Genomic DNA, 20,424 nt, shown 5'->3' with positions numbered 1-20,424 from the left:
ATGAAAATCCTGATGGTGCTGACCTCGCACGACCAGCTCGGCAATACCGGCAAGAAGACCGGCTTCTGGCTGGAGGAATTCGCCGCGCCGTACTACGTCTTCAAGGACGCCGGCGCCGACATTGCGCTGGCTTCGCCCAAGGGCGGCCAGCCGCCGATCGACCCCAAGAGCGATGACCCGGATGCGCAGACCGATGCGACGCGGCGCTTTCGCAGCGATCGTGCCGCGCAGCAGGCGCTGGCCAGCACGCTGACGCTGGACCAGGTGAAGGCCGAGGACTTCGACGCGGTGTTCTATCCCGGCGGGCATGGCCCGCTTTGGGACCTGGCCGAGGACAAGCGTTCGATCGCGCTGATCGAGCAGTTCGACCGGCTGGGCAAGCCGGTGGGTGCGGTGTGCCATGCGCCGGGGGTGCTGCGGCATGTCAAGGGCGCGGACGGGCAGCCGCTGGTGAAGGGCAAGGAAGTCACCGGCTTTACCAACAGCGAGGAAGAGGCCGTGCAGTTGACTGCAGTGGTGCCGTTCCTGGTCGAGGATGTGCTCAAGGCCAGCGGCGGGCGGTTTACGCGCGGGGACGACTGGGCCAGCCACGTGGCAGTGGCCGGGCGGCTGGTGACCGGGCAGAACCCGGCGTCGTCCGAGGCGGGGGCGGAGGCGGTGTTGGGGTTGTTGAAGTAAGGCCTGCGGCCACCTGCGGCGTTCGATCCGCTGCCGGTTTGCTCCCTCTCCCGCAAGCGGGGAGAGGGAGTACACAACCGGGATTTGGCAGGCTCGAGGATTACTGCGGCACCAGCTCCACCCTCTCCCTGCTCGCCTTCTCCACCGCCTTGCGCGTATAGACCAGCGGGAAATACTCCCCCTTGGCCCACAGCGGCGCCAGGTCGCGGTAGTGCGGGCTGGCGGGGTTGCCCGACTGCCCCGGCGTGTTGATCACGCGCGAGGCGTCCCAGTTGCCGACGTCCAGCACCATGCGGAACGACGCGCCCGCGGTCAGGCGGAAATCCGTATTGCGGTAGCTGGTGTTCATCGGCGTGAAGGCCGAACCGCCGACCGGGCCCGCGTCGACGTTGAACTGCAGGCGTTCGGCATCGCTCAGGATCGGGTCCATCGGATGCGTGAACACGGCGGTGTGGAGCTTGCCCCATTGCCAGGCGCGCGGGTCCGGGCCGAGTCTGGCTTCGACCTCGGCCATCGCGGCCTTCAGCGATTCGAGCATCACCGCGTTGCGGCGCTCCGGCGGCATCCAGGGCCCGGGCTGCTCCAGCACCGCCACCACGCGCGCGGCATCGCCGGCGCCGACCAGGCGCGCGGCTTCGGGCGGCAGCGCGGCGCGCACCACGGCCTGGCGCAGGTGCTTGCTGAACCACACCTCGAACAGCGCCGCGGCGGCACTGTCGGCGCGCTCGTTGCCGTTCCAGCCGCGCAGCAAATCAAGCCCGCGCGCCAGCTGCGCGTCGTCGCTGCGCACGTCCTGCAACAGCGCCACCACGCGCTGCGCCGGCAGCGACACGGTGTCGTTCTGCCACGCCATCGAATCCTGCACCGAGCTGCGCGGATTGGCGCCGACCACCGCCTTCAGGCGACGCGCGCGCGAGCTGTCGCTCCATTCGTAGCCCACGCCCAGCTTCGCGGCCGGGTGCTCGGGCGGGATGTTGTTTTCGTTGGCGGTGACGATATAGCCGGGCGCCGGGTTGTAGGCCCACGGCAGCTCGTCCATGTTGCGGTAGCCGGCCCATTCATAGCGGCCGTCGCCGGCCACCGGCGTCAGGCCGTCCCAGTTGGGACGCTTGACGGTCAGCCCGCCCGGGATCCAGCCGATATTGCCGCTCGTGTCGGCATAGACCTGGTTCTCGCCCGGTGCGCCCCAGCGGTTCATGGCGGCGCGGAACTGGTCCCAGTTGCGCGCGCGCATGTAGTCCATCGAACCGAAGTACGGCGCCATGCCGTGGTCCAGCCACGCGGCGCGCAGCGCCCATGCGTGCCCGGACCCGGACACCAGCACCGGGCCGTGGCGGGTGAAGTCGAGCGTGACCTTGCGCGGCGCGGGCTCTCCCTTGACCGCGATCTCTTCGGTGATGGTCTCCATCGGCTCCCAGCGGCCCTTGTACTTGTACTCGCGCGGGTTGGCCGGGTTCAGCTCGTAGCCGTACAGGTCTTCCTGATCCATGTAAAAGCGCGTCAGGCCAAAGGCGATGGTGCCGTTGTGCCCGATCGAGATGCCCGGCAGGAACGGCTCGCCCGCGCCGATCACCGACATCCCCGGCGCATTCAGGTGGCTGATGTAGCGCAGGCTGGGCGCGCCGTGCGAGCGGTGCGGATCGTTGGCCAGGATCGGCCGGCCGGTGGTGGTGCGCTTGCCGCCGATGACCCAGTTGTTCGAGCCCAGGCTGCGGCCGGTATCGCTGTTGGCATCGACCACGGCGTAGAGCTGGTCCAGCGGGATGCCGGCGGCCCGCCCGTCGCCCCAGGCTTCCTTCGGGAAGCGCGCGGCGGCGGTGGCCAGTTCGTAGGCGCGGCGCAGTTCGGCCGCGGGCACGGTGCAGGGGTCGATGCCGGGGTTGAGCTTCGGTTCGATCTGCGGGTCGAGTTCGCGCCGCAGCCAGTCGGCGCGCGCGGCCTGGGTTTTGGCTTCGCAGTAGAGGCGGGCGCGATCGATCTCGCCGGTGAAGTTCAGGGTCAGGCCGTGGTGGCGGATGCGCACGATGTCTTCGGCCTGCCAGCGCGCCGGCTTGTAGTTGAGCTTGCGGAATTCCGGCGGCAGCAGCTCGGGCTTCTGCTCGGTCAGCGCCACGTAGGCGTTCACCCCCGCGACAAAGGCCTCGGCCACGCGCTTGGCGTCGCTGCCGTAGGCCAGCCATTCGCGGTACATGTCGCCGCGGAACAGCACCGCGCGCGCCATGCGGTCGCCGTCGGCATAGGCCGGGCCGAAGTCCTTGGCCATCTCGCCTAGCCCGCGCTTGCGCCACAGGTCGATCTGCCACAGGCGGTCGCGCGCGGCCATGAAGCCCTGCACATAGAAGGCGTCGTAGAGCGTGCCGGCATAGATATGCGGCACGCCCCAGCGGTCGACCAGCACGCTGGCGGGCTTTTCCAGGCCGGGCACGGCGAAGGTGTGTTGGCGGGCGGGCGCTTCGGCCATGGCGGCCGGGATGGCGGCAGGCAGGGCGGTGGCGAGCAGCGCCAGCGCAGCGGCCAGGCGGCGGGGGGTGCGTAACATCAGGTCTCCTCGTGTTGTGATGGCTGCAGATGTCTTGCAGTTCACACCGAAGATAGTGCATGGCCGGCCGGCGCGCGAGCGCCGCGGCCGATCTCCGCACGCTGCGTGGCGTGCGGAGATCGGCGGCCCGGATGCCTAGTAGACGTCGCGCCGGTAGCGGCCGTCGTCGGCCAGGCGGCGCAGCGCGTCCTCGCCCAGGATTTCCGCCAGCGCGTCATGGACGCCGCCGGCCATGCCCTGCAGGCTGCCGCAGACATAGATGGCCGCGCCGTCTGCCACCCATTGCCGCACGCCATCCGCGTGCAGGCGCAGGGCGTCCTGCACGTAGCGCGGCGCGCCGCCGTCGCGCGACCAGGCGTGGTCCGCACGCGCCAGCGTGCCGTCCGCCAGCCAGCCGGCCAGTTCCCCGGCAAAGAACGCGTCATGCCGCGCCGAGCGCTCGCCGAACAGCAGCCAGTTGCGCCGCCGCCCGGCCGCGGCGCGCGCCTTGAGCTGGGCCCGCAGCCCGGCCAGCCCGGTGCCGTTGCCGACCAGGATCAGCGGCCGGTCGTCGGCCGGCGGATGGAAACTGCGATTGGCGCGGATGCGCAGCGCGATGCGGCTGCCCACCGCGGCGTGTCCGGTCAGCCAGCCCGAGGCGAGGCCCAAGCGGCCATCGTCGTGGCGGGTCTGGCGCACCAGCAGCTCGAGCCTGCCGTCGCGCGGCAGCGAGGCGATCGAATATTCGCGATGCGGCAGCGGCGCCAGCGCATCCACCAGCTGCTGCGGCGCGACGCCCTGCATCGCGGCAAGATGCGGTGCGGGCAGCGGCATGCGCGTGGCCATGGCCGCGGCCAGGGTGGTGTCGGCGCCATCGCAACGCACCGGGGTGGCGCCATCCAGGCCAAGCTGCGCCAGCAGCCGGTCGACTTCGGCCGGCGCATGGCACGGGCCGATCTCGGCAATGTCGCCGGCCTGCCAGTCCGGCGCCGCGCCGTCCGGTGGCGCCAGCACCAGATGGAAGGCCGGCGCGCCCTGGCTGCCGGGGTTCAGGTAATGGCGCTGCGCCAGCCGCCAGTGCTCGTAGCGCGGGCGCTCCCAGTCGGCGATCTCGGCGCCGCCGCTCAGCGCCGACAGGTGGTTCTGCCAGTGGCGCAGCGCGCCGGCGTCGCCGTTGTCGACTTCGATCAGGTCGAACAGCGGCTGCGCGCGCTGGCGCTGCAGCCAGCCCTCCAGCGCATGGCCGAAGGCGCAGAAGCGCGCGTAGCTGCTGTCGCCAAGCGCAAGGATGCCGTAGCGCAGCCGCTGCAGGCCATCGGCGCCCGCCAGCAGGCGGCGGGCGAAGCCCGAGGCGCTGTCGGGGGCGTCGCCCTCGCCGGTGGTGCTGACCACGAACAACGCCTGGCGGCACGCTTGCAGGCGCCGGCCATCGACCTCGGCCAGCGACAGCAGCTGCACCGGCAGGCCCGCGCCCTGCAGCGCGGTGGCGGTCTGCAGCGCCAGTTGTTCGGCAAACCCGGTCTGGCTGGCATAGACCACCAGCGTCGCGCCGTCGTCCGTGCCCGCCAGCGCCGCCACCTTCGCGCGCCGCTGGCGGTGATGGGCCACCACCGCGCCGCAGAACCCGGCGTACGCGGCGGCCACCCCGGCGGCCATGGCCATGCGCGATGGCCCGAGCACGGACAACGCAACGCCGCCGGCCACGGCAAGCCAGCCAGCGCCGGCAATGGCGGACGACATCGTGCTGCCGCTCATGCCAGCATCGCGGCAAAGGCCGGCGAATGATGCTCGAGAAAGCCGTCCGCGGTGCGCACCAGGAAGCGCGCGGCAATGCCGTGGCGGCGCGCGTGCGCCATGCCGGCCTCGGGGCCCAGCACGGTCAGCGCGGTGGACAGCGCATCGGCCAGCATGCACTGCGGGTGGATTACCGTGACCGAGGCCAGCGCGTGGCTGGCCGGGTAGCCGGTGCGCGGATCGATGGTATGGGCATAGCGGCGGCCTTCGCTGTCGAAGTAGCGACGGTAGTCGCCGGAGGTGGCCACCGACAGCCCGTGCAGCGCCACCAGCGTTTGCTGCGCGCCATCGCTGCCCGGCCCCGGCGGCGCTTCCAGCGCGACCCACCACGGCATGCCATCGGGCTTGACCCCATGGCCGCGCAGTTCGCCGCCGATCTCGGTGAGGTGATGGTCCAGCCCCTGTGCGCACAGGTAGCGCGCCACCGCGTCGACAGCGAAGCCCTTGGCGATGGCACAGAAGTCCAGCGCCACGCCGCCCGGCTGGCGGGCGCGCCCGCCCGCGGCATCGGTTTCGATGCGGGCCCAGCCGCAACGGGCGCGCGCGGCCTGTACGTCGTCTGGCGACGGCGGCGCGCGGCGCGCCGGGGCCGGGCCGAAGCCCCACAGGTCGACCAGCGGTCCCGCGCTCGGGTCATAGGCGCCGCCGCTGTCGCGTGCCACCTGCAATGCGGTCCGCAGCACCGCGAAGCAGTCTGCCGGCAAGGCGTGCCAGCTGCCCGCCGGCGCGCGGTTGAACCGGCTCAGGTCGGAGTCCGCTTCCCAGTTGCTCATCTGCGCGATCACGCGCTCGAGCACCGCGCCGATGCCGGCGGCGATGGCGCCAGCATCCGCCTGCGGCGGCAGCAGCGCCGCCACCGACCAGCTCGTGCCCATGGTGGGCCCGCCCCAGCGCAGCAGGCGCGCACCGGCGGGCGGCGGCGCGGGAGGCGCGCTCAGCGCAACGGGTACCAGGACGCGGTTCACGCCATGCAACCGGCTTATTGCGGCAGCACTTCCACCGTCACCGCATAGACGGCGCGGCGCGACTTGGCCTGCTTGAAGGTGGTCTTGTCGTCCTTGACCTCGGCTTCCATCCAGTACATGCCCGCGGCCGGCCACTTGACGCTGAACTTGCCGTCGGCGTCGGTGGTGGCGCTGAATTCCTGCAGCTGGTCGCGGTAGCGGATGCCGCCCGGCACCACCGCCACCTTCAGGTTGCTGGCGGGCTTGCCGTCGAGCAGCAGGCGGAAGCTGGCGGTGTCGCCGGCGACCAGGTCGTTCGGGTGCGTGATCGGCGCCAGCTCCAGGCCGCGGCCGACGGCGCGCAGGCCCTTGTCGCTGGGCTTGCCGGCGGTGACGAAGGATTCGATGCGGCCCTCGGCCTGCGTGACCTGCAGGTCCTGCGCGTTGGCCGGAACCTCTTTGGCGAAATTCTCGGCGCTGCCGCGCCAGCGCTTGGGCTGGCCGTCGAGCTTGTAGCTGGCGAACAGGCCGTTGTTGACCACCGCCACGCGATACGTGCCGGGCTGGGTCAGGTGCAGGTCGAAGGTGCTGCGGTACTTGCCGGTGGCCGCGTTCTGGGCCTTGACCGCGCTGCCGTCGGGGGCGGTCACCTGCAGGTTGTCGAGCCGCATCGGCACATGTTCGAAGTAGAACAGGTCGTTCGAGACGGCGGCGTCGACGGTGACCCACGGATCGCTGCCGGACAGCACGGTGGCCGACGGCAACAGCCACTGCCGATGCGCGTGCGCGGCCAGCGGCGCGAGCGCGGCCAGGGCCAGGACAGCGGCGCGCACCGCCAGGCGGGAAGATGCGGCGGACATCAGGGAAGGTTTCATGGTCGGGCTCCGGGAAGGTTAAGGCTTCAGGTCGACGGTGACGCCGCCGAGTTCGTGTTCGCCCTTGGCGCGGGCAGTCTGTGCCGATTGCGGCGGCCACGTGAACGGCACGCGCAGCAACTCGCGCCCGCCCACTTCACGCGCAGCCTCCACCACCAGCTGGTAGTCGCCGGCGGGCAGCTTGCCCAACGGCGCCTTGCCGTCGCTGAAGCGCACGCTGTGCTCGCCCGGCGCGCGCGTGGCGCCGGAGATGCCGTCGGCCGGCATGTGCAGGTCGCGGCCGGCCTTGCGCCACCACTGGCGCATGTCCTTGAGCCATTTGGTGCCCTCGCCGTCCTTGAGCTTGCCGTCGTACCAGACCGCCAGGGTCTGCACCGGGCTCTGGTCGGCGCGCTCGACCCACATCGCCACATAGGGGCGGTGGTACTCGGCCACGGTCAGGCGCGGGATGTCGACCTTGACGTTCAGGTCCGCGGCCAGCGCGGGGCCGGCCAGCGGCACGGCGGCCATGCCGGTCAGGGAGACGGAGAGCAGTCGGCGCATATCGGAGAAACCTCGTCAGTGAGATGCAGGAAACAGATCGGCGCGAGCGCGACCGATCAGTGGATAAACAGGATCGCCAGCAGCACCGGCACCACCAGCCCCAGCCCCACCAGCGGCCAGGTCGCCACGCGCCCGCCCGCATGCAGCTTGAGCAGGAACAGGCCGGTCACGCAGAACACCAGGCATGCCAGCGCGAACGCGTCCAGGAACAGGCTCCACGCCGCGCCGGTGTTGCGGCCCTTGTGCAGGTCGTTCAGGTACGAGACGGCACCGCGCGAGGTGGTCTCGTACTGCGCCTCGCCGCTGTCGAGCGCGATGCTGACCCACGCGTCGCCGCCAGGGCGCGGCAGCGCCACGTAAATTTCGTCGGCGGACCATTCCGCCTCGCGCCCGCCGGCGTCGATATCCAGCGCCTGCGCCAGCCAGTCGGCCAGCACCGCCGGCACCGGCGCCTTGGTCTCGCCCGCCCCGGCGGCGCCGGCGGGCGCCGCGGCCCGGACCTTGTCGAGCACGCGCGTGGGCAGCGTGGCGTGCCGGGTCTGCACGGCGGGCCTGGCCTCGATCTGGCCGGCGTGGTTCAGGGTGAAGCCGGTGACCGCGAACAGCAGCATCCCGACCAGGCAGATCGCGGAACTGATCCAGTGCCACTGGTGGAGATGCTTGAGCCAGAAGGCACGGCGCTGCTGGCCGGCGGCCGGCTGGGTGTCGGTCATTGCGGTGGGTCGGCTGGCGCGATCTGGTGTGGCCACGCCCGGTCTTGCCTGGTACGGGTAGCGAAAGCGCCCCCTGGAACGCTCACAGGGCGTCAGGATGTGCCATGGCCGGCACAAGGAGGCGCGGAAGAGAGAAGGATAATCGTTCGCATTTGAAAGCGCAAACGGTCGGCCGGCGGGGCGGATTACAGCGCATTACAACGTCAAGGCGGGGGTTGTTTGCGTGCGTGCGCCAGGCCCGCCTCAAACGACAGTCGCCAGCGCCGCCACCGCCCAGCCCGCCACGCCGCTGGCCACCACCACCAGCCACGGCGGCAGCTTCCAGCGCATCAGCGCCACCAGTGCCAGCGCCACCAGCACGATGTCCAGCGGGCCCTGCACCGCGCTGGTCCATACCGGATGCCACAGCGCCGCCAGCAGCAGCCCGACCACGCCGGCGTTGATGCCGGCCAGCGCCGCCTGGGCGCGCTGGTTGCGGCGCAGGCTTTCCCAGAACGGCAGCGCGCCCAGCACCAGCAGCGCGCCGGGCAGGAAGATGGCCAGCGTGCACAGCAGGCCGCCGGCGAGGCCGGTGGGCGGGTCCTGCATGGCAGCGCCGAGGAACGCGGCGAAGGAAAACAGCGGCCCGGGCATGGCCTGCGCCGCGCCATAACCGGCCAGGAAGGCTTCCTTGCCGACCCAGCCGGGCGTCACCACGGCTGCATCCAGCAGCGGCAGCACCACGTGCCCGCCGCCGAACACCAGCGCGCCGGCGCGGTAAAAGGCGTCGAACACGCGCACGGCCGGGTCGGCGGCCCACTGCGCCAGCAGCGGCAGGCCGGCCAGCAGCGCGGCAAACAGCGCCAGCGCCAGCACGCCGCCCCGATGCGTCACCGGCAGCCGCAGCGGTTCATGCGCGCCGCCCAGCGCCGGCCGCAACAGGGCCATGCCGGCCACCGCGGCAGCGGCCATCAGGGCCACCTGGGCCCACGGCCCGGGCCACGCCAGCACGGTGCCGGCGGCCACCAGCATGATGGCGATGCGCACCGGGCCGACGCACAGCGTCCGCGCCATGCCCCACACCGCCTGCGCCACCACCGCCACCGCCACCAGCTTCAGCCCGTGCAGCGCGCCCGGCGCCGCGGCCATGCCGTAATGGGTCACCCCCAGCGCGAACACGATCATGGCCAGCGCCGACGGCAGCGTGAAGCCCACCCATGCCGCCAGCGCGCCGCCATAGCCGGCGCGCGCCAGCCCCAGCGCGATGCCGGTCTGGCTGCTGGCCGGTCCGGGCAGGCACTGGCACAGCGCCACCACGTCGGCATAGGCCGTCTCGCTGAGCCAGCCGCGCCGGCGTACCAGTTCATCGCGGAAATACGCCAGGTGGGCCACCGGGCCGCCGAACGAGGTCAGGCCGAGCCGCAGGAAGATCAGGAACACGGCAAGCGGCCCGTCGTGGCCGCGGGTGTCGTCGGAGGGGCTGGGCAAGGAGGCCATGGGGCGGTTTGCGGCAAACGGCAGGGGCGTACGGAGGACAGCGCAGATTCTGACCGATTTTTGCCAGCCCGGCGTGACAAAGCGAAGGCGAAAGCACGCGCCCTGCCACGCGGCCCGAGCGAAGCGTCGCATGACGCACAACACCGAGCCAGACTTTTGAAACCAATCAACCACACTGCCGGTGTGGCGGGCCTACCTCAATCAAGTTACGTCCGTTTTGCGCCGTTATGCCGCAGACGCACGCGCCGTCGGCCCTTGTCCCCTGCTGGCCGGCCACCCTCGTCACCTGGCGTGGCACGGCGATGCGCATCACCGATGACAAGCGTAAAGCGCGAAGAAGAAGGAGGAGTAGAAGCGATGCTGCACAACCTTAGCCTGAAGAAAAAACTGCTGTTGCCGCTGGTGCTGAGCTGGGTCTGCCTGCTCGGCATCACGCTGTGGAATGCGTGGCACATCCGCACGCTGCGCATGGACGAGCGCCGGCTCGACCTGGCCCACGTCACCGACACCGCGGTCTCGGTGGTGGCCGAGTACGAGGCCCTGGCCAAGGCCGGCAAGCTGCCGGCCGAGGAAGCGAAGCAGCAGGCAATCGAGCGCGTGCGCGCGATGCGCTTCGGCACCGACGGCTACTTCACGCTGATGCGTTCCGACACCGTGGTGCTGATGCACCCGTTCAAGCCGGAGATGAACGGCAAGGCGATGGAAGGCATGAAGGACCCGAACGGGGTCTACCTGTTCCGCGACATCGCCGCGATCGGCAAGGGCCCCGGCAAGGGCTTCGTCGAATACCTGTGGCCGAAGCCGGGCGCGCAGGCGCCGCAGCCCAAGCTGAGCTACGTGGCCAACTTCCGCCCGTGGGACTGGAACTTCATCGCCGGGCTGTACCTGGACGACATCGAGGCGGCATTCCGCCAGGAGCTGTGGAAGGCGCTGGGGCTGCTGCTGGCGGTGGGCGCGCTGATGTCGCTGGTGATGGTGCGGGTCGCGGCCAGCCTGCAGCGCCAGCTGGGCGGCGAGCCGGCCACCACCGCGCTGATCGCCGGTCGCATTGCCGAAGGCGACCTGGCCGGCCAGGTCGAGCTGCGCGCCGGCGACGAGCACAGCGTGCTCCATGCCATGCACCGCATGCAGTCGCGCCTGACCGGCGCGATCGGCAGCATCCGCGGCTCGGCCGATTCGATTGCCGGCGCGGCCAAGCAGATCGCCGCGGGCAATGCCGACCTGTCGCGCCGCAGCGAGGAGCAGGCCGCGTCGCTGCAGGAAACCGCCGCCAGCATGGAGCAGCTCACCAGCACCGTGCGCCAGAGCGCCGAGAACGCGCGCCAGGCCAGCCACCTGGCCGAGGGCGCGTCGGACATCGCCGTGCGCGGGGGCGCCATCGTCAGCCAGGTGGTGGACACCATGGGCGAGATCAAGAGTGCCTCGGGCAAGGTGGTCGACATCATCGGCGTGATCGAGGGCATCGCCTTCCAGACCAATATCCTGGCCCTCAACGCGGCGGTCGAGGCGGCCCGTGCCGGCGACCAGGGCCGCGGCTTCGCGGTGGTGGCCGGCGAGGTGCGCACGCTGGCCCAGCGCAGCGCCACCGCGGCCAAGGAAATCAAGGCGCTGATCGGCAACTCGGCGCAGCGCGTCGAAGACGGTTCGGTGCTGGTCGAGAACGCCGGCCGCGCAATGGACGAGATCGTCGGCGCGGTCAAGCGCGTGACCGACCTGATGGGAGAAATGCGCGCCGCCACCGAGGAACAGACCGGCGGCATCGAGCAGGTCAACCAGGCGGTGTCGCAGATGGACCAGATGGCGCAGCAGAACGCCGCCCTGGTGGAACAGGCGGCGGCGGCGGCCGCGTCGCTGGAAGACCAGGCCGAGGCGCTGCACCGCGCCGTGGGCCAGTTCCGCCTGGCGGCCTGAGCGGCGCAGTCCGGCCGCATGCCCCGCACGCCCCGCGCGCCATCCGCCTGCCGCGCCCTGCGTGTATGATGAAGCGAAGCCGGCCGCACAGGCGGCCGGCCCAGTGCATCAGCCCGTTACCGCAGACCACTGACAGGAGCGCACCATGATGGCATTCATTGGCACCGTGTTCGTTGGCCTTATCGTCGGCCTGATCGCCAGGGCGGTAAAGCCCGGCGACGACAAGCTGGGCTGGATCATGACCATCATCCTGGGCATCCTGGGCTCGGTGGTCGCGGGCTATGTCGGCCGCGCGCTGGGCTGGTACCAGCCAGGCGAGCCCGCGGGCTGGGTTGCCTCTGTGCTTGGCGCGATCGTGCTGCTGGTCATCTACGGCATGGTGCGCCGCAAGGCCTGACTGGCGCGGCGCACGCCGGCCGCGTCGTTGTCGGCCAGGCCCGGCGCCTGGGGCGCCGGCGGCGGCGGCATCGCGGCCACCTCCTGCCGCGCCGGCGGCTGCAGCGCGGCTTCCAGTCCCGCGCCCGGGCCTTCGGCCAGGACCGTGCCGGGCATGCCGTCGGCCGGTGACGCCATGGTCGGGGCGCGCGGCGTGCGCAAGCCCGGGGCCGCGTCGCGGCAGCGCAGCAGCGCGCGGTCGCCGCCCGGCGCCATCGCCGACACCTGCGGGGCAATCGCTCGCAGCACCCGCACCGCCAGCGCGCTGGTGAAGCTGTAGCGCGCCGCGTAGGGTTCGCGCACATTGACCACCACGGTACCGAAGAAGCGTTCGCCCAGCGTGAAGACAAAGGTGGCCGAACGGTTCACCGAGCGCGACGAGATCAGCCGCCCGCCCGGCCCGTAGACCTGGAAGCGCTGGTCGCCGGTGCCGGTCTTGCCGGCCACGGTCAAGGTGGCGCCATCGCGCCCCGGCACCGTGAACGCGCCGCGGATCGACTTGGCGGTACCGCGCTCCACCACATCCAGCATCGACCGGCGCGCCAGCTCGGCGACCTCGGCCGGCAGCACGCGCTTGCCCGGGCCGGGCTGCAGCACATAGCGGGTGGCGTACGGGGTGCCGTCGGCAAACGCCAGGCTGCGCACGGCCGCGTTCTGCGTGACCACGCCGCCTGACAGCAGGATGCCGGCCAGCTCGGCCAGCGCCGCGGGGCGGTCGCCGGCGGCGCCGATGGCGCTTGCATACGACGGAGTCAGCGAGTCGAACGGATAGCCCAGCCGCTGCCAGCGCCGCGCGATGCGCGTAAAGGCGTCCTGCTCCAGCAGCGTGCGGATGCGGTTGTCCTGCCCGGCCTTGCTGCGCGTGCGGAACAGCCATTTGTACACTTCCTGGCGCTCGGCGGCGCTGGCGCGCAGGATCTCCGGCAGCGTCGCGTCGGGGTGCTGGTCCAGGTATTCCACCATCCACAGTTCCAGCGGATGCACCCGCGACAGGTAGCCACGGTCGTTCAGGTTGAACTTGTCCTTGCCGTATTTGCGGTACAGCGCCGGCAGGTCTTCCTTGGCCAGCTGCTTGTCGCCCAGGCGCGCGCGCATGATGCGGATATAGCTGTCCTCGTCCAGCGCGGGCCGCGCGCTCAGCAGCGTCACCGACATGCGCACCGCGTTCAGGTGCGGCGTGGTCATGCGCACCCGCCCCAGCAGCGTGGCCAGGCGCTGCTCCGAAGTCTTGCCGCGGTAGCGCTGGTAGAAGCTGGTCATGTAGGCGCTGCCTTCCTGGTCGGCAAAGCGCTCCAGGTAGGCGCGCCGGCCGGGCGCGTCGCGGTCTTCGAACAGGTTGCCGATATCCGGGTTGGCGTGGAAGGTCTCGTAGCGCACGATGTCGCGCATCATGCGGATGAACACCAGGTTGACCGAGTGCTGGAACGCAGTGCGCACGGTCAGGTTGCGCAGGCCCGACTCGCGCTCGAAGTTGGTGAAGCTCTGCAGGCCGCCGCCGGTGTAGAAGGCTTCGCCGGCACCGCCGGCATACTTGCGCTCCATCGCCGCCTCGAGCATCGCCATCAGCTCGCGCTCGGCCGGCTTGCGTGCCTTGGCCAGGTATTCGACCGCCCAGCGGCTGAGCGCGTCCTGACGCGCCAGCGGCACCGCGGCCAGTTCGGCGCTGGTCATGCCGGCATAGCGCGCGTGCAGTTCGCTGATGATCTCCAGGTAGGTCACGAGCGTGCGCAGCTTGGCGGTGGAGCCCAGGTTCAGGCGCGCGCCGCTGTTGATGTCGAACGGCTGGTCGATATTGTCGGCCTGGATCCGCACCACACTGGCATTGCCGACGCGCTCGTACAGCGTGAAGCTGGCCATCAGCCGGGACGGATCGTCGTGGTCGCGCAGCAGGTTGTGGCCATACAGGCCCATGGCGCGCGCGTCGGCCTTGTTGTTCACGCGCTGCAGCGTGTCGACGACGATGCGCTGGGCCTCGCGGTTGATGGTGCTGTCCACGGTCAGGTCGAGCCGGTCCATGTCGTAGCGGCTCTCGACCCCGGTCAGCCGGCCGATGTCGGCGCGCACGCGGTTGACGGCCTTGCGCGTGACAAAGGGCTCCTGCGGCGGGCGCTGCGGCGCCGACGCCTTGTCCAGCGGCTGCGCCAGCGCGGCGTCGCGCAGTTCGGCGGTGATGATGCCGTTGGCCGCCATCAGGCGCAGGTAGCTGCCGGTCAGCGCGTCCAGGTTGGTATCGTCGCGGCGCAGGTGGTACGACGGGCGGCGCTGCGAGATGATCAGCGACAGCGCGCGCTTGAAGGCCTGCGCCTGGCGCGGATCCGGCGCGCGCTGGTCCATCTCCTTGAGCAGGCGGTTGACTTCGCCGAAATCCTCGCCGTACCAGACCCACAGCGCATCGCCGATGCCGTTGATCTCGCCGAAGCCGGCGCGCGCCGACAGCGGCACCGTGTTCAGGTAGTCGACCACGATGCGCTCGCGCGCACGCTGGGTGTCCGGGCCGTCCAGGTAGGCGCGCAGCGATGCTGACGCCATCTGCCGGAATTTTTCCGGGATCGAGGTGGTACGGCCCTCGGGCGAGTGCCGGTATTTCTCTATCTGCGTCGCCAGCGTGCTGCCGCCGGGCGCGTCGTGCGACTTGTCGGCAAGCCGGATCATCTGGTCCAGCACCGCGCGCGACAGCCGGCGCCAGTCCAGCGCCGGGTTCATGTTGGGGTATTCCGGATTGAGCAGGCCCTGGTTCTCGACGTACAGCAACGCGCTCACCAGCACCGGCGGCACCGCGCCGAAATCCGCGTACTGGCGCTGCGGGTAGCGCTCGAACGCCAGCGTCAGGCCGTTGCAGTCGCGCAGCAGCAGGCCCGCCTGGTTCTTCTCGCGATAGGGCGCGAACAGGCCTTCGTCGATCAGCCGCACCATGTCGGGCGACATGCGCGCCTGTTCGGCGGGGACGTAGCCGCGCTGCTCCAGCCGCTGCGCGAACAGCGGCAGCTGGCCGTAGCCCATGCGGGCGTCATAGGGTCCGGAATGCGGGAAGCGGATGCTGTCGCTGGCACCCGGCTGGATCTCGAACGTCAGCCGCTGGCCCAGGCTGCCGATCAGCCGCGCCTGCCAGTGCGAGTTGCGCACCTCGCTTGCGACAACGCTATACACGACATAGGCGCCGCCCGTGAGGGCGACCGCCAAGCCAGCGAAAATCCAGCCACGACGCGACACGTTTGGGCTTCCTTGATGGGCCGGCACAGCGCGCAATCTCTTCATGCGCCGGCTCGAAGCGCGGTTTTTTCGCGGTGCGCGCCTCGCGCGCGCCCGCCTGTCTTGATATTAGTAGGAGTCGCGCCCGGGTGCATCAAGCACGCGCGCGGGTCGCGTGCCGTTGCAGAGGGGCGTCACCCCAGGCAGCGCCTGCGCCACTTCCGGCGCGTCCGAAAGGTGCCGCGGATTATCGGCCAGCGGCCGCACGACCGACCGGCCGGCCGGTCAACGGATAGCCCGGATCGTTGTAGCCCGGCGTCGAGGCATGGCCCGGCGACACCATCGCATCGATCATCGCCTCTTCCTCGGGCGTGATCGCGGCACCGAGCGCGCCGAAGTAATCCTCGAACTGCGCCAGCGTGCGCGGGCCGGCGATCACCGACGACACGATCGGGTTGGCCAGCACCCACGCCGTGGCGAACTGCCCCGGCGTCAGCCCGCGCGCCTCGGCATGGGTCTTGAGCTGCTGCGCGATGACCAGCGACTCCTCGCGGAACTCGGTCTCCATCATGCGGCGATCGGCGCGGCCCGCGCGCGTGCCTTCGGCCGGCGCCTGGCCGGGCGCGTACTTGCCGGTCAGCACGCCGCGCGCCACCGGGCTGTAGGGCACCACGCCCAGGCCGTAGTGCTCGCACGCGGGCAGGATCTCCACTTCCGGCAGCCGGTTCAGCAGGTTGTAGTACGGCTGGCACGCCACCGGACGTGGCACGCCCAGCTCGCCGCACAGGCGCGCGATCTCGGCGATGCGCCAGCCGCGGAAGTTCGACACCGCCCAGTAGCGGATCTTGCCGCTGCGCACCAGGTCGCCCATGGCACGCACCGGCTCTTCCAGGTTGGCGCCGGGATAGTCGCGATGCAGGTAGAGGATGTCGATGTAGTCGGTCGCCAGCCGGTGCAGGCTGTCCTCGACCGCGCGCGTGATCCACGCGCGCGAGTAGTGGCCGTGGTTGGGCGCGGCCTGCATGGCGTTGCCGAGCTTGGTGGCCAGCACCCAGTCGTGGCGCTCGGCGGTCAGCAGGCGCCCGACCATCTGTTCGGACGCGCCCTTGCTGTACACGTCGGCGGTATCGATGAAGTTCACGCCGTGGTCACGCGCGCTGGCGACGATGCGGCCGGCCTCGGCCTCGTCGGTCTGGTCGGCGAACATCATGGTGCCCAGGCACAGCGCCGAGACGCGCAGGTTGCTGGCGCCAAGGCGGCGGTACGGCATGGAGAGGTCTGGCATGGCGGCTCCTTGGGATGGGACAGCCCACATTGTGCCGCCAGCCGGCCAGGCTTGCCGGCGCGGCCTCAGGCGCGCGGATCGGAGTGGGCTGCGGCGGCGCTTGCGCCGCGGCGCTTGCGGTATTCCTCGCGCCCCACGTAGGCCGCGGCAGCCGCCACCATCAGCGCCAGCCCGTACCAGGTGAGGGCGTAGCCTAGGTGGTTGTTGGTAAAGGCCGTCACCGTCAGCCCACCCGCGGGCCAGGCCTTGGGGTCCGCCCCGGCCGGCGGCGGCACTGCCGCGGCGTCGATGAAATACGGCGCGACCTGCCCCAGGCCGCGGTGCGCGGCGATCGCCGCCACGTCGCGCGAGAACCACTGGTCGCGCGCCGCGTCATTGTGGCGCAGCAGGCCGGTGCCCGGCTCGCTCATGCGCAGCAGGCCGACCACTTCGCTGGGGCCGCTGCCGGCGGGGGCCACGCGCGCGCGGAACGGCTCGGCGACGAAACCGCGGTTGACCAGCACGGTGCTGCCGTCGGCCAGCCGCAGCGGCGTCATTACCCAATAGCCGCCGCCCTGCTCGGTCACGGCCTGCACCAGGGTCTGGCGGTCGTCGAGGAAGGTGCCGCTGGCGCGGACCCGCCGGTACTCGGCATTGGCCTTGGTCAGCCCCGCCCACTGCGCGGGCGCGGGCGCCGCCACCGGCGGCGCATGGACGCGCTCGGCCACCTGGGCGATCAGGCCGAGCTTCCAGGCGCGGCGCTCGACCTGCCAGTTGCCCAGCGCCACCAGGCCGGCGATGGCCGCCGCGGCGAACAGGGCCAGTGCGGCCAGCCAGACTGTCGACAGCGGGCGCGCGGATTCGGGGACGCCTTTGTTGGCGTGGGCGGTGCGCAATTGTTCGACCGGCGCGCGGTCGTCGGTGGAACCGGTCAAGGCAGGGTCTTGGTGGTATGCATGCCCGGCATCATATTGGAATTCAGGTGGAACATCACCCACAGCGTGCCCGTCAGCGTGATCACCACCAGCACTAGCGTGAAGATCAGCGCCAGCATGTTCCAGCCGCCCTCGGACCTGGCGTTCAGGTGCAGGAAGTAGATCATGTGCACAACGATCTGCACCGCGCCCAGCGCCAGCAGCACCATCGCGGTGGTGCTCGACTGTTCGAACACCTTGCCCATCACCAGCCAGAACGGGATCGCGGTCAGGATCACCGACAGCACGAAGCCGGTCACGTAGCCACCCAGCGAGATATGGATCTCAGCTTCGCCGTGGCCATGGTCGCCGGCGTGTCCATGGCCGTGGGCCGGCAGCGTGTCGTCGTGCGCGCTCATGGCAGCACTCCCATCAGGTAGACAAAGGTAAAGACGCCGATCCAGACCACGTCGAGGAAGTGCCAGAACATCGACAGGCACATCAGCCGTCGCTTGTTCTCGGGGATCAGCCCGTGGCGGCGCAGCTGCACCACCAGCGTGACCAGCCACACGATGCCGAAGGTCACATGCAGGCCGTGGGTGCCGACCAGCGCGAAGAAGGAGGTCAGGAAGCCGCTGCGCTGCGGCCCGGCGCCCTCGCCGACCAGGTGCGCGAACTCGTAGATCTCGACCGCGAGAAAGGCCGCGCCCAGCAGGCCGGTCACGGCGAGCCAGCCCTGCGTCGGCCCCAGCCGGCCACGCTGCGTCTCCAGCATGGCAAAGCCGTAGGTGATCGACGACAGCAACAGGAACGATGTATTCAGCGCCACCAGCGGCAGGTCGAACAGCTCGGCGCCGGAAGGCCCGCCCGCATAGTTGCGGCCCAGCACGCCGTAAGCGGCGAACAGGCACGCAAAGATCAGGCAGTCGCTCATCAGGTAGAGCCAGAAACCGAGCAGCGTGCCGTTGGGCACGTGGTATTCCTCGGTCAGGTAGAAGCGCAGCTCGGCCGGCGGCGCGGGCGCGCGCTGCGGCGGGGCCTCGTGCGGGCGCGTGCCTTCGGCGGTAAAGGGAGCGAAGGTATCAGCCATGGCTGGCCAGCAGCGCGCTGCGCTCTGCCTCGGTGCGGTGGACCGTGTCGGCCGGGATGTAGAAATCGCGCTGGTAGTTGAAGGTATGGCCGATCGCCGTGACCAGGGTGGCGGCGAAGGCCAGCACCGCCAGCCACCAGATATGCCAGATGAGGGCGAAGCCGCACAGCGTGCTCAGCGCGGCCAGGATGATGCCCGCGCCCGTATTTTTTGGCATATGGATCGGGATGAAGCCGTGCTCGGGGCGCTGGTAGCCATGCGCCTTCATCTGCCACCAGGCGTCGTTGTCATGCACCAGCGGCGTGAAGGCAAAGTTGTACGGCGGCGGCGGCGACGAGGTCGACCACTCCAGCGTGCGGCCGTCCCACGGGTCGCCGGTGACATCGCGCAGCGACTCGCGGCGCAGGAAGCTCACCACCAGCTGCACCAGGAAGCAGCCGATGCCCAGCGCGATCAGCAGCGCGCCCACGCCGGCCAGCTGGAACCAGATCTGCAGCGACTGGTCCTCGAAATGGCTCACGCGCCGGGTCACCCCCATCAGCCCCAGCACGTAGAGCGGCATGAACGCCACGTAGAAGCCGACCAGCCAGAACCAGAACGAGCACTTGCCCCAGAACGGATCCAGCCGGTAGCCAAAGGCCTTGGGGAACCAGTAGGTAATGCCGGCCATCAGCCCGAACAGCACGCCGCCGATGATTACGTTATGGAAATGCGCGACCAGGAACAGGCTGTTGTGCAGCGAGAAATCGGCCGGCGGCACCGCCAGCAGCACGCCGGTCATGCCGCCGATCACGAACGTCACCATGAAGCCCACGGTCCACAGCATCGGCACCTCGAAGCGGATGCGCCCGTGGTACATGGTGAAGAGCCAGTTGAACAGCTTGGCACCGGTCGGGATCGAGATGATCATGGTGGTGATGCCGAAGAACGAGTTCACGCTGGCGCCCGAGCCCATCGTGAAGAAGTGATGCAGCCACACCAGGTACGACAGCACCGTGATCACCACCGTGGCATAGACCATCGAGGCATAGCCGAACAGGCGCTTGCGGCAGAAGGTGGCGACCACCTCGGAGAACACCCCGAACACCGGCAGGATCAGGATATAGACCTCGGGGTGGCCCCAGATCCAGATCAGGTTCACGTACATCATGGCGCTGCCGCCAAGGTCGCTGGTGAAGAAGTTCATGCCCAGGTAACGGTCGACCGCCAGCATCCCCAGCGCCGCGGTCAGCACCGGGAACGCGGCGATGATCAGCACGTTGGTGCACAGCGCGGTCCAGGTGAAGATCGGCATGCGCATCAGCGTCATGCCGGGCGCGCGCATCTTGACGATGGTCACCAGCAGGTTGATGCCTGACAACAGCGTGCCCACCCCCGCCACCTGCAACGACCACAGGTAATAGTCCACGCCCACGTCCGGGCTCTGCAGGATGCCGGACAGCGGCGGATAGGCGAGCCAGCCGGTGCGCGCGAACTCGCCGACGAACAGCGACATCATCACCAGCACGGCGCCTCCCACCGTCATCCAGAAGCTGAAGTTGTTCAGGAAAGGAAAGGCCACGTCGCGCGCGCCGATCTGCAGCGGCACGACAAAGTTCATCAGGCCGGTGACCAGCGGCATGGCGACGAAGAAGATCATGATCACGCCGTGCGCGGTGAAGATCTGGTCATAGTGGTGCGGCGGCAGGTAGCCCAGGTTGTCGCCGAAGGCAATGGCCTGCTGGATGCGCATCATGATGGCATCGGCAAAGCCGCGCAGCAGCATGATGATGCCGAGGATCATGTACATGATGCCGATGCGCTTGTGGTCGATGCTGGTGAACCACTCGCGCCACAGGTAGCCCCACTTGCCGTAGTACGTGACCCCGCCGGCCAGCGCCAGCCCGCCGAGCGCCACCACCGCGAAGGTAGCGATCAGGATGGGCTCATGCAGCGGGATTGCCTCCCAGCTCAGGCGGCCGAAGAGTTGCGTGGCGAGTTCGGATCGCTCCGGCATGTGGATCTCCAGGACAACAACGGCGTTCTAGGTCACGGTCATTCGCACGGTCATCCGCACGGTCTTGCGCACGACCCCGCGCAG

16 protein-coding genes are annotated in these 20,424 nt (G+C 70.1%); 3 read left to right on the top strand and 13 right to left on the bottom strand.

Features of this window, described 5'->3' with window-relative positions; translation table 11 throughout:
- Window positions 1-678 (top strand): type 1 glutamine amidotransferase domain-containing protein, encoded by a 678-nt coding sequence (locus GA0116996_RS19975; RefSeq protein ID WP_092315082.1) that lies wholly within the window; start codon window positions 1-3, stop codon window positions 676-678.
- 100 nt (window positions 679-778) lie between these two features.
- On the opposite strand, the gene GA0116996_RS19970 is transcribed toward GA0116996_RS19975, so the two are convergent.
- From GA0116996_RS19970 to chrA, 7 genes are all read right to left on the bottom strand, one after another.
- Entirely contained in the window at window positions 779-3,217 is a 2,439-nt protein-coding gene (locus GA0116996_RS19970) for a penicillin acylase family protein (RefSeq protein WP_092315080.1), read from the bottom strand.
- Between the two features lie 135 nt (window positions 3,218-3,352).
- Window positions 3,353-4,936 (bottom strand): sulfite reductase subunit alpha, encoded by a 1,584-nt coding sequence (locus GA0116996_RS19965; RefSeq protein WP_092315126.1) that lies wholly within the window; start codon window positions 4,934-4,936, stop codon window positions 3,353-3,355.
- Between the two features lie 11 nt (window positions 4,937-4,947).
- A complete protein-coding gene (locus tag GA0116996_RS19960; RefSeq protein ID WP_244159921.1) occupies window positions 4,948-5,955 on the bottom strand; it encodes an FAD:protein FMN transferase in 1,008 nt (335 codons plus the stop codon).
- 14 nt (window positions 5,956-5,969) lie between these two features.
- A complete protein-coding gene (locus tag GA0116996_RS19955; RefSeq protein WP_092315076.1) occupies window positions 5,970-6,809 on the bottom strand; it encodes a DUF4198 domain-containing protein in 840 nt (279 codons plus the stop codon).
- Between the two features lie 18 nt (window positions 6,810-6,827).
- A complete protein-coding gene (locus GA0116996_RS19950; RefSeq protein WP_092315074.1) occupies window positions 6,828-7,352 on the bottom strand; it encodes a DUF2271 domain-containing protein in 525 nt (174 codons plus the stop codon).
- A 56-nt stretch (window positions 7,353-7,408) separates the two neighbouring features.
- Window positions 7,409-8,065, bottom strand: coding sequence for a PepSY-associated TM helix domain-containing protein (locus GA0116996_RS19945; RefSeq protein WP_092315072.1), 657 nt, complete (start codon window positions 8,063-8,065; stop codon window positions 7,409-7,411).
- Between the two features lie 243 nt (window positions 8,066-8,308).
- Entirely contained in the window at window positions 8,309-9,541 is a 1,233-nt protein-coding gene (gene chrA / locus GA0116996_RS19940; protein ID WP_092315070.1) for a chromate efflux transporter, read from the bottom strand.
- A 357-nt stretch (window positions 9,542-9,898) separates the two neighbouring features.
- On the opposite strand from chrA, the gene GA0116996_RS19935 reads away from it, so the two are divergent.
- Complete coding sequence (locus GA0116996_RS19935) at window positions 9,899-11,452, top strand: methyl-accepting chemotaxis protein (RefSeq protein ID WP_092315068.1); 1,554 nt, start codon at window positions 9,899-9,901, stop codon at window positions 11,450-11,452.
- A gap of 145 nt (window positions 11,453-11,597) precedes the next feature.
- Complete coding sequence (locus GA0116996_RS19930) at window positions 11,598-11,849, top strand: GlsB/YeaQ/YmgE family stress response membrane protein (RefSeq protein ID WP_092315066.1); 252 nt, start codon at window positions 11,598-11,600, stop codon at window positions 11,847-11,849.
- On the opposite strand, the gene GA0116996_RS19925 is transcribed toward GA0116996_RS19930, so the two are convergent.
- From GA0116996_RS19925 to cyoB, 6 genes are all read right to left on the bottom strand, one after another.
- Window positions 11,822-15,097: a transglycosylase domain-containing protein gene (locus GA0116996_RS19925; protein WP_092315064.1), complete on the bottom strand. Its 3,276-nt coding sequence runs from the start codon at window positions 15,095-15,097 to the stop codon at window positions 11,822-11,824. The two genes, GA0116996_RS19930 and GA0116996_RS19925, sit on opposite strands and share 28 nt — an antisense overlap.
- Before the next feature lie 226 nt (window positions 15,098-15,323).
- Complete coding sequence (locus GA0116996_RS19920; RefSeq protein WP_092315062.1) at window positions 15,324-16,361, bottom strand: aldo/keto reductase; 1,038 nt, start codon at window positions 16,359-16,361, stop codon at window positions 15,324-15,326.
- A 65-nt stretch (window positions 16,362-16,426) separates the two neighbouring features.
- Window positions 16,427-17,275 (bottom strand): SURF1 family protein, encoded by an 849-nt coding sequence (locus tag GA0116996_RS19915; protein WP_092315060.1) that lies wholly within the window; start codon window positions 17,273-17,275, stop codon window positions 16,427-16,429.
- Window positions 17,272-17,673, bottom strand: a complete 402-nt coding sequence (gene cyoD, locus GA0116996_RS19910; RefSeq protein ID WP_092315058.1) for a cytochrome o ubiquinol oxidase subunit IV — start codon at window positions 17,671-17,673, stop codon at window positions 17,272-17,274. Before cyoD ends, GA0116996_RS19915 begins: the two co-directional genes overlap by 4 nt.
- A complete protein-coding gene (gene cyoC, locus GA0116996_RS19905) occupies window positions 17,670-18,344 on the bottom strand; it encodes a cytochrome o ubiquinol oxidase subunit III (RefSeq protein ID WP_243419704.1) in 675 nt (224 codons plus the stop codon). Before cyoC ends, cyoD begins: the two co-directional genes overlap by 4 nt.
- Window positions 18,337-20,340, bottom strand: coding sequence for a cytochrome o ubiquinol oxidase subunit I (gene cyoB / locus GA0116996_RS19900; RefSeq protein ID WP_092315056.1), 2,004 nt, complete (start codon window positions 20,338-20,340; stop codon window positions 18,337-18,339). The genes cyoC and cyoB overlap by 8 nt, the downstream gene beginning before the upstream one ends.
- Window positions 20,341-20,424 lie beyond the last annotated feature (84 nt).

Origin of the sequence: Cupriavidus alkaliphilus (assembly GCF_900094595.1) — a bacterium.
Lineage (GTDB): Bacteria > Pseudomonadota > Gammaproteobacteria > Burkholderiales > Burkholderiaceae > Cupriavidus > Cupriavidus alkaliphilus.
This window is presented reverse-complemented; position numbering and strand designations above follow the sequence as displayed.

Excerpts from the sequence above, each read along its gene's own strand:
- GA0116996_RS19975 (WP_092315082.1), top strand. The coding sequence starts at position 1 with ATGAAAATCCTGATGGTGCTGACCTCGCACGACCAGCTCGGCAATACC.
- GA0116996_RS19970 (WP_092315080.1), bottom strand. The coding sequence starts at position 3,217 with ATGTTACGCACCCCCCGCCGCCTGGCCGCTGCGCTGGCGCTGCTCGCC.
- GA0116996_RS19965 (WP_092315126.1), bottom strand. The coding sequence starts at position 4,936 with ATGTCGTCCGCCATTGCCGGCGCTGGCTGGCTTGCCGTGGCCGGCGGC.
- GA0116996_RS19955 (WP_092315076.1), bottom strand. The coding sequence starts at position 6,809 with ATGAAACCTTCCCTGATGTCCGCCGCATCTTCCCGCCTGGCGGTGCGC.
- GA0116996_RS19950 (WP_092315074.1), bottom strand. The coding sequence starts at position 7,352 with ATGCGCCGACTGCTCTCCGTCTCCCTGACCGGCATGGCCGCCGTGCCG.
- GA0116996_RS19945 (WP_092315072.1), bottom strand. The coding sequence starts at position 8,065 with ATGACCGACACCCAGCCGGCCGCCGGCCAGCAGCGCCGTGCCTTCTGG.
- chrA (WP_092315070.1), bottom strand. The coding sequence starts at position 9,541 with ATGGCCTCCTTGCCCAGCCCCTCCGACGACACCCGCGGCCACGACGGG.
- GA0116996_RS19935 (WP_092315068.1), top strand. The coding sequence starts at position 9,899 with ATGCTGCACAACCTTAGCCTGAAGAAAAAACTGCTGTTGCCGCTGGTG.
- GA0116996_RS19930 (WP_092315066.1), top strand. The coding sequence starts at position 11,598 with ATGATGGCATTCATTGGCACCGTGTTCGTTGGCCTTATCGTCGGCCTG.
- GA0116996_RS19920 (WP_092315062.1), bottom strand. The coding sequence starts at position 16,361 with ATGCCAGACCTCTCCATGCCGTACCGCCGCCTTGGCGCCAGCAACCTG.
- cyoD (WP_092315058.1), bottom strand. The coding sequence starts at position 17,673 with ATGAGCGCGCACGACGACACGCTGCCGGCCCACGGCCATGGACACGCC.
- cyoC (WP_243419704.1), bottom strand. The coding sequence starts at position 18,344 with ATGGCTGATACCTTCGCTCCCTTTACCGCCGAAGGCACGCGCCCGCAC.
- cyoB (WP_092315056.1), bottom strand. The coding sequence starts at position 20,340 with ATGCCGGAGCGATCCGAACTCGCCACGCAACTCTTCGGCCGCCTGAGC.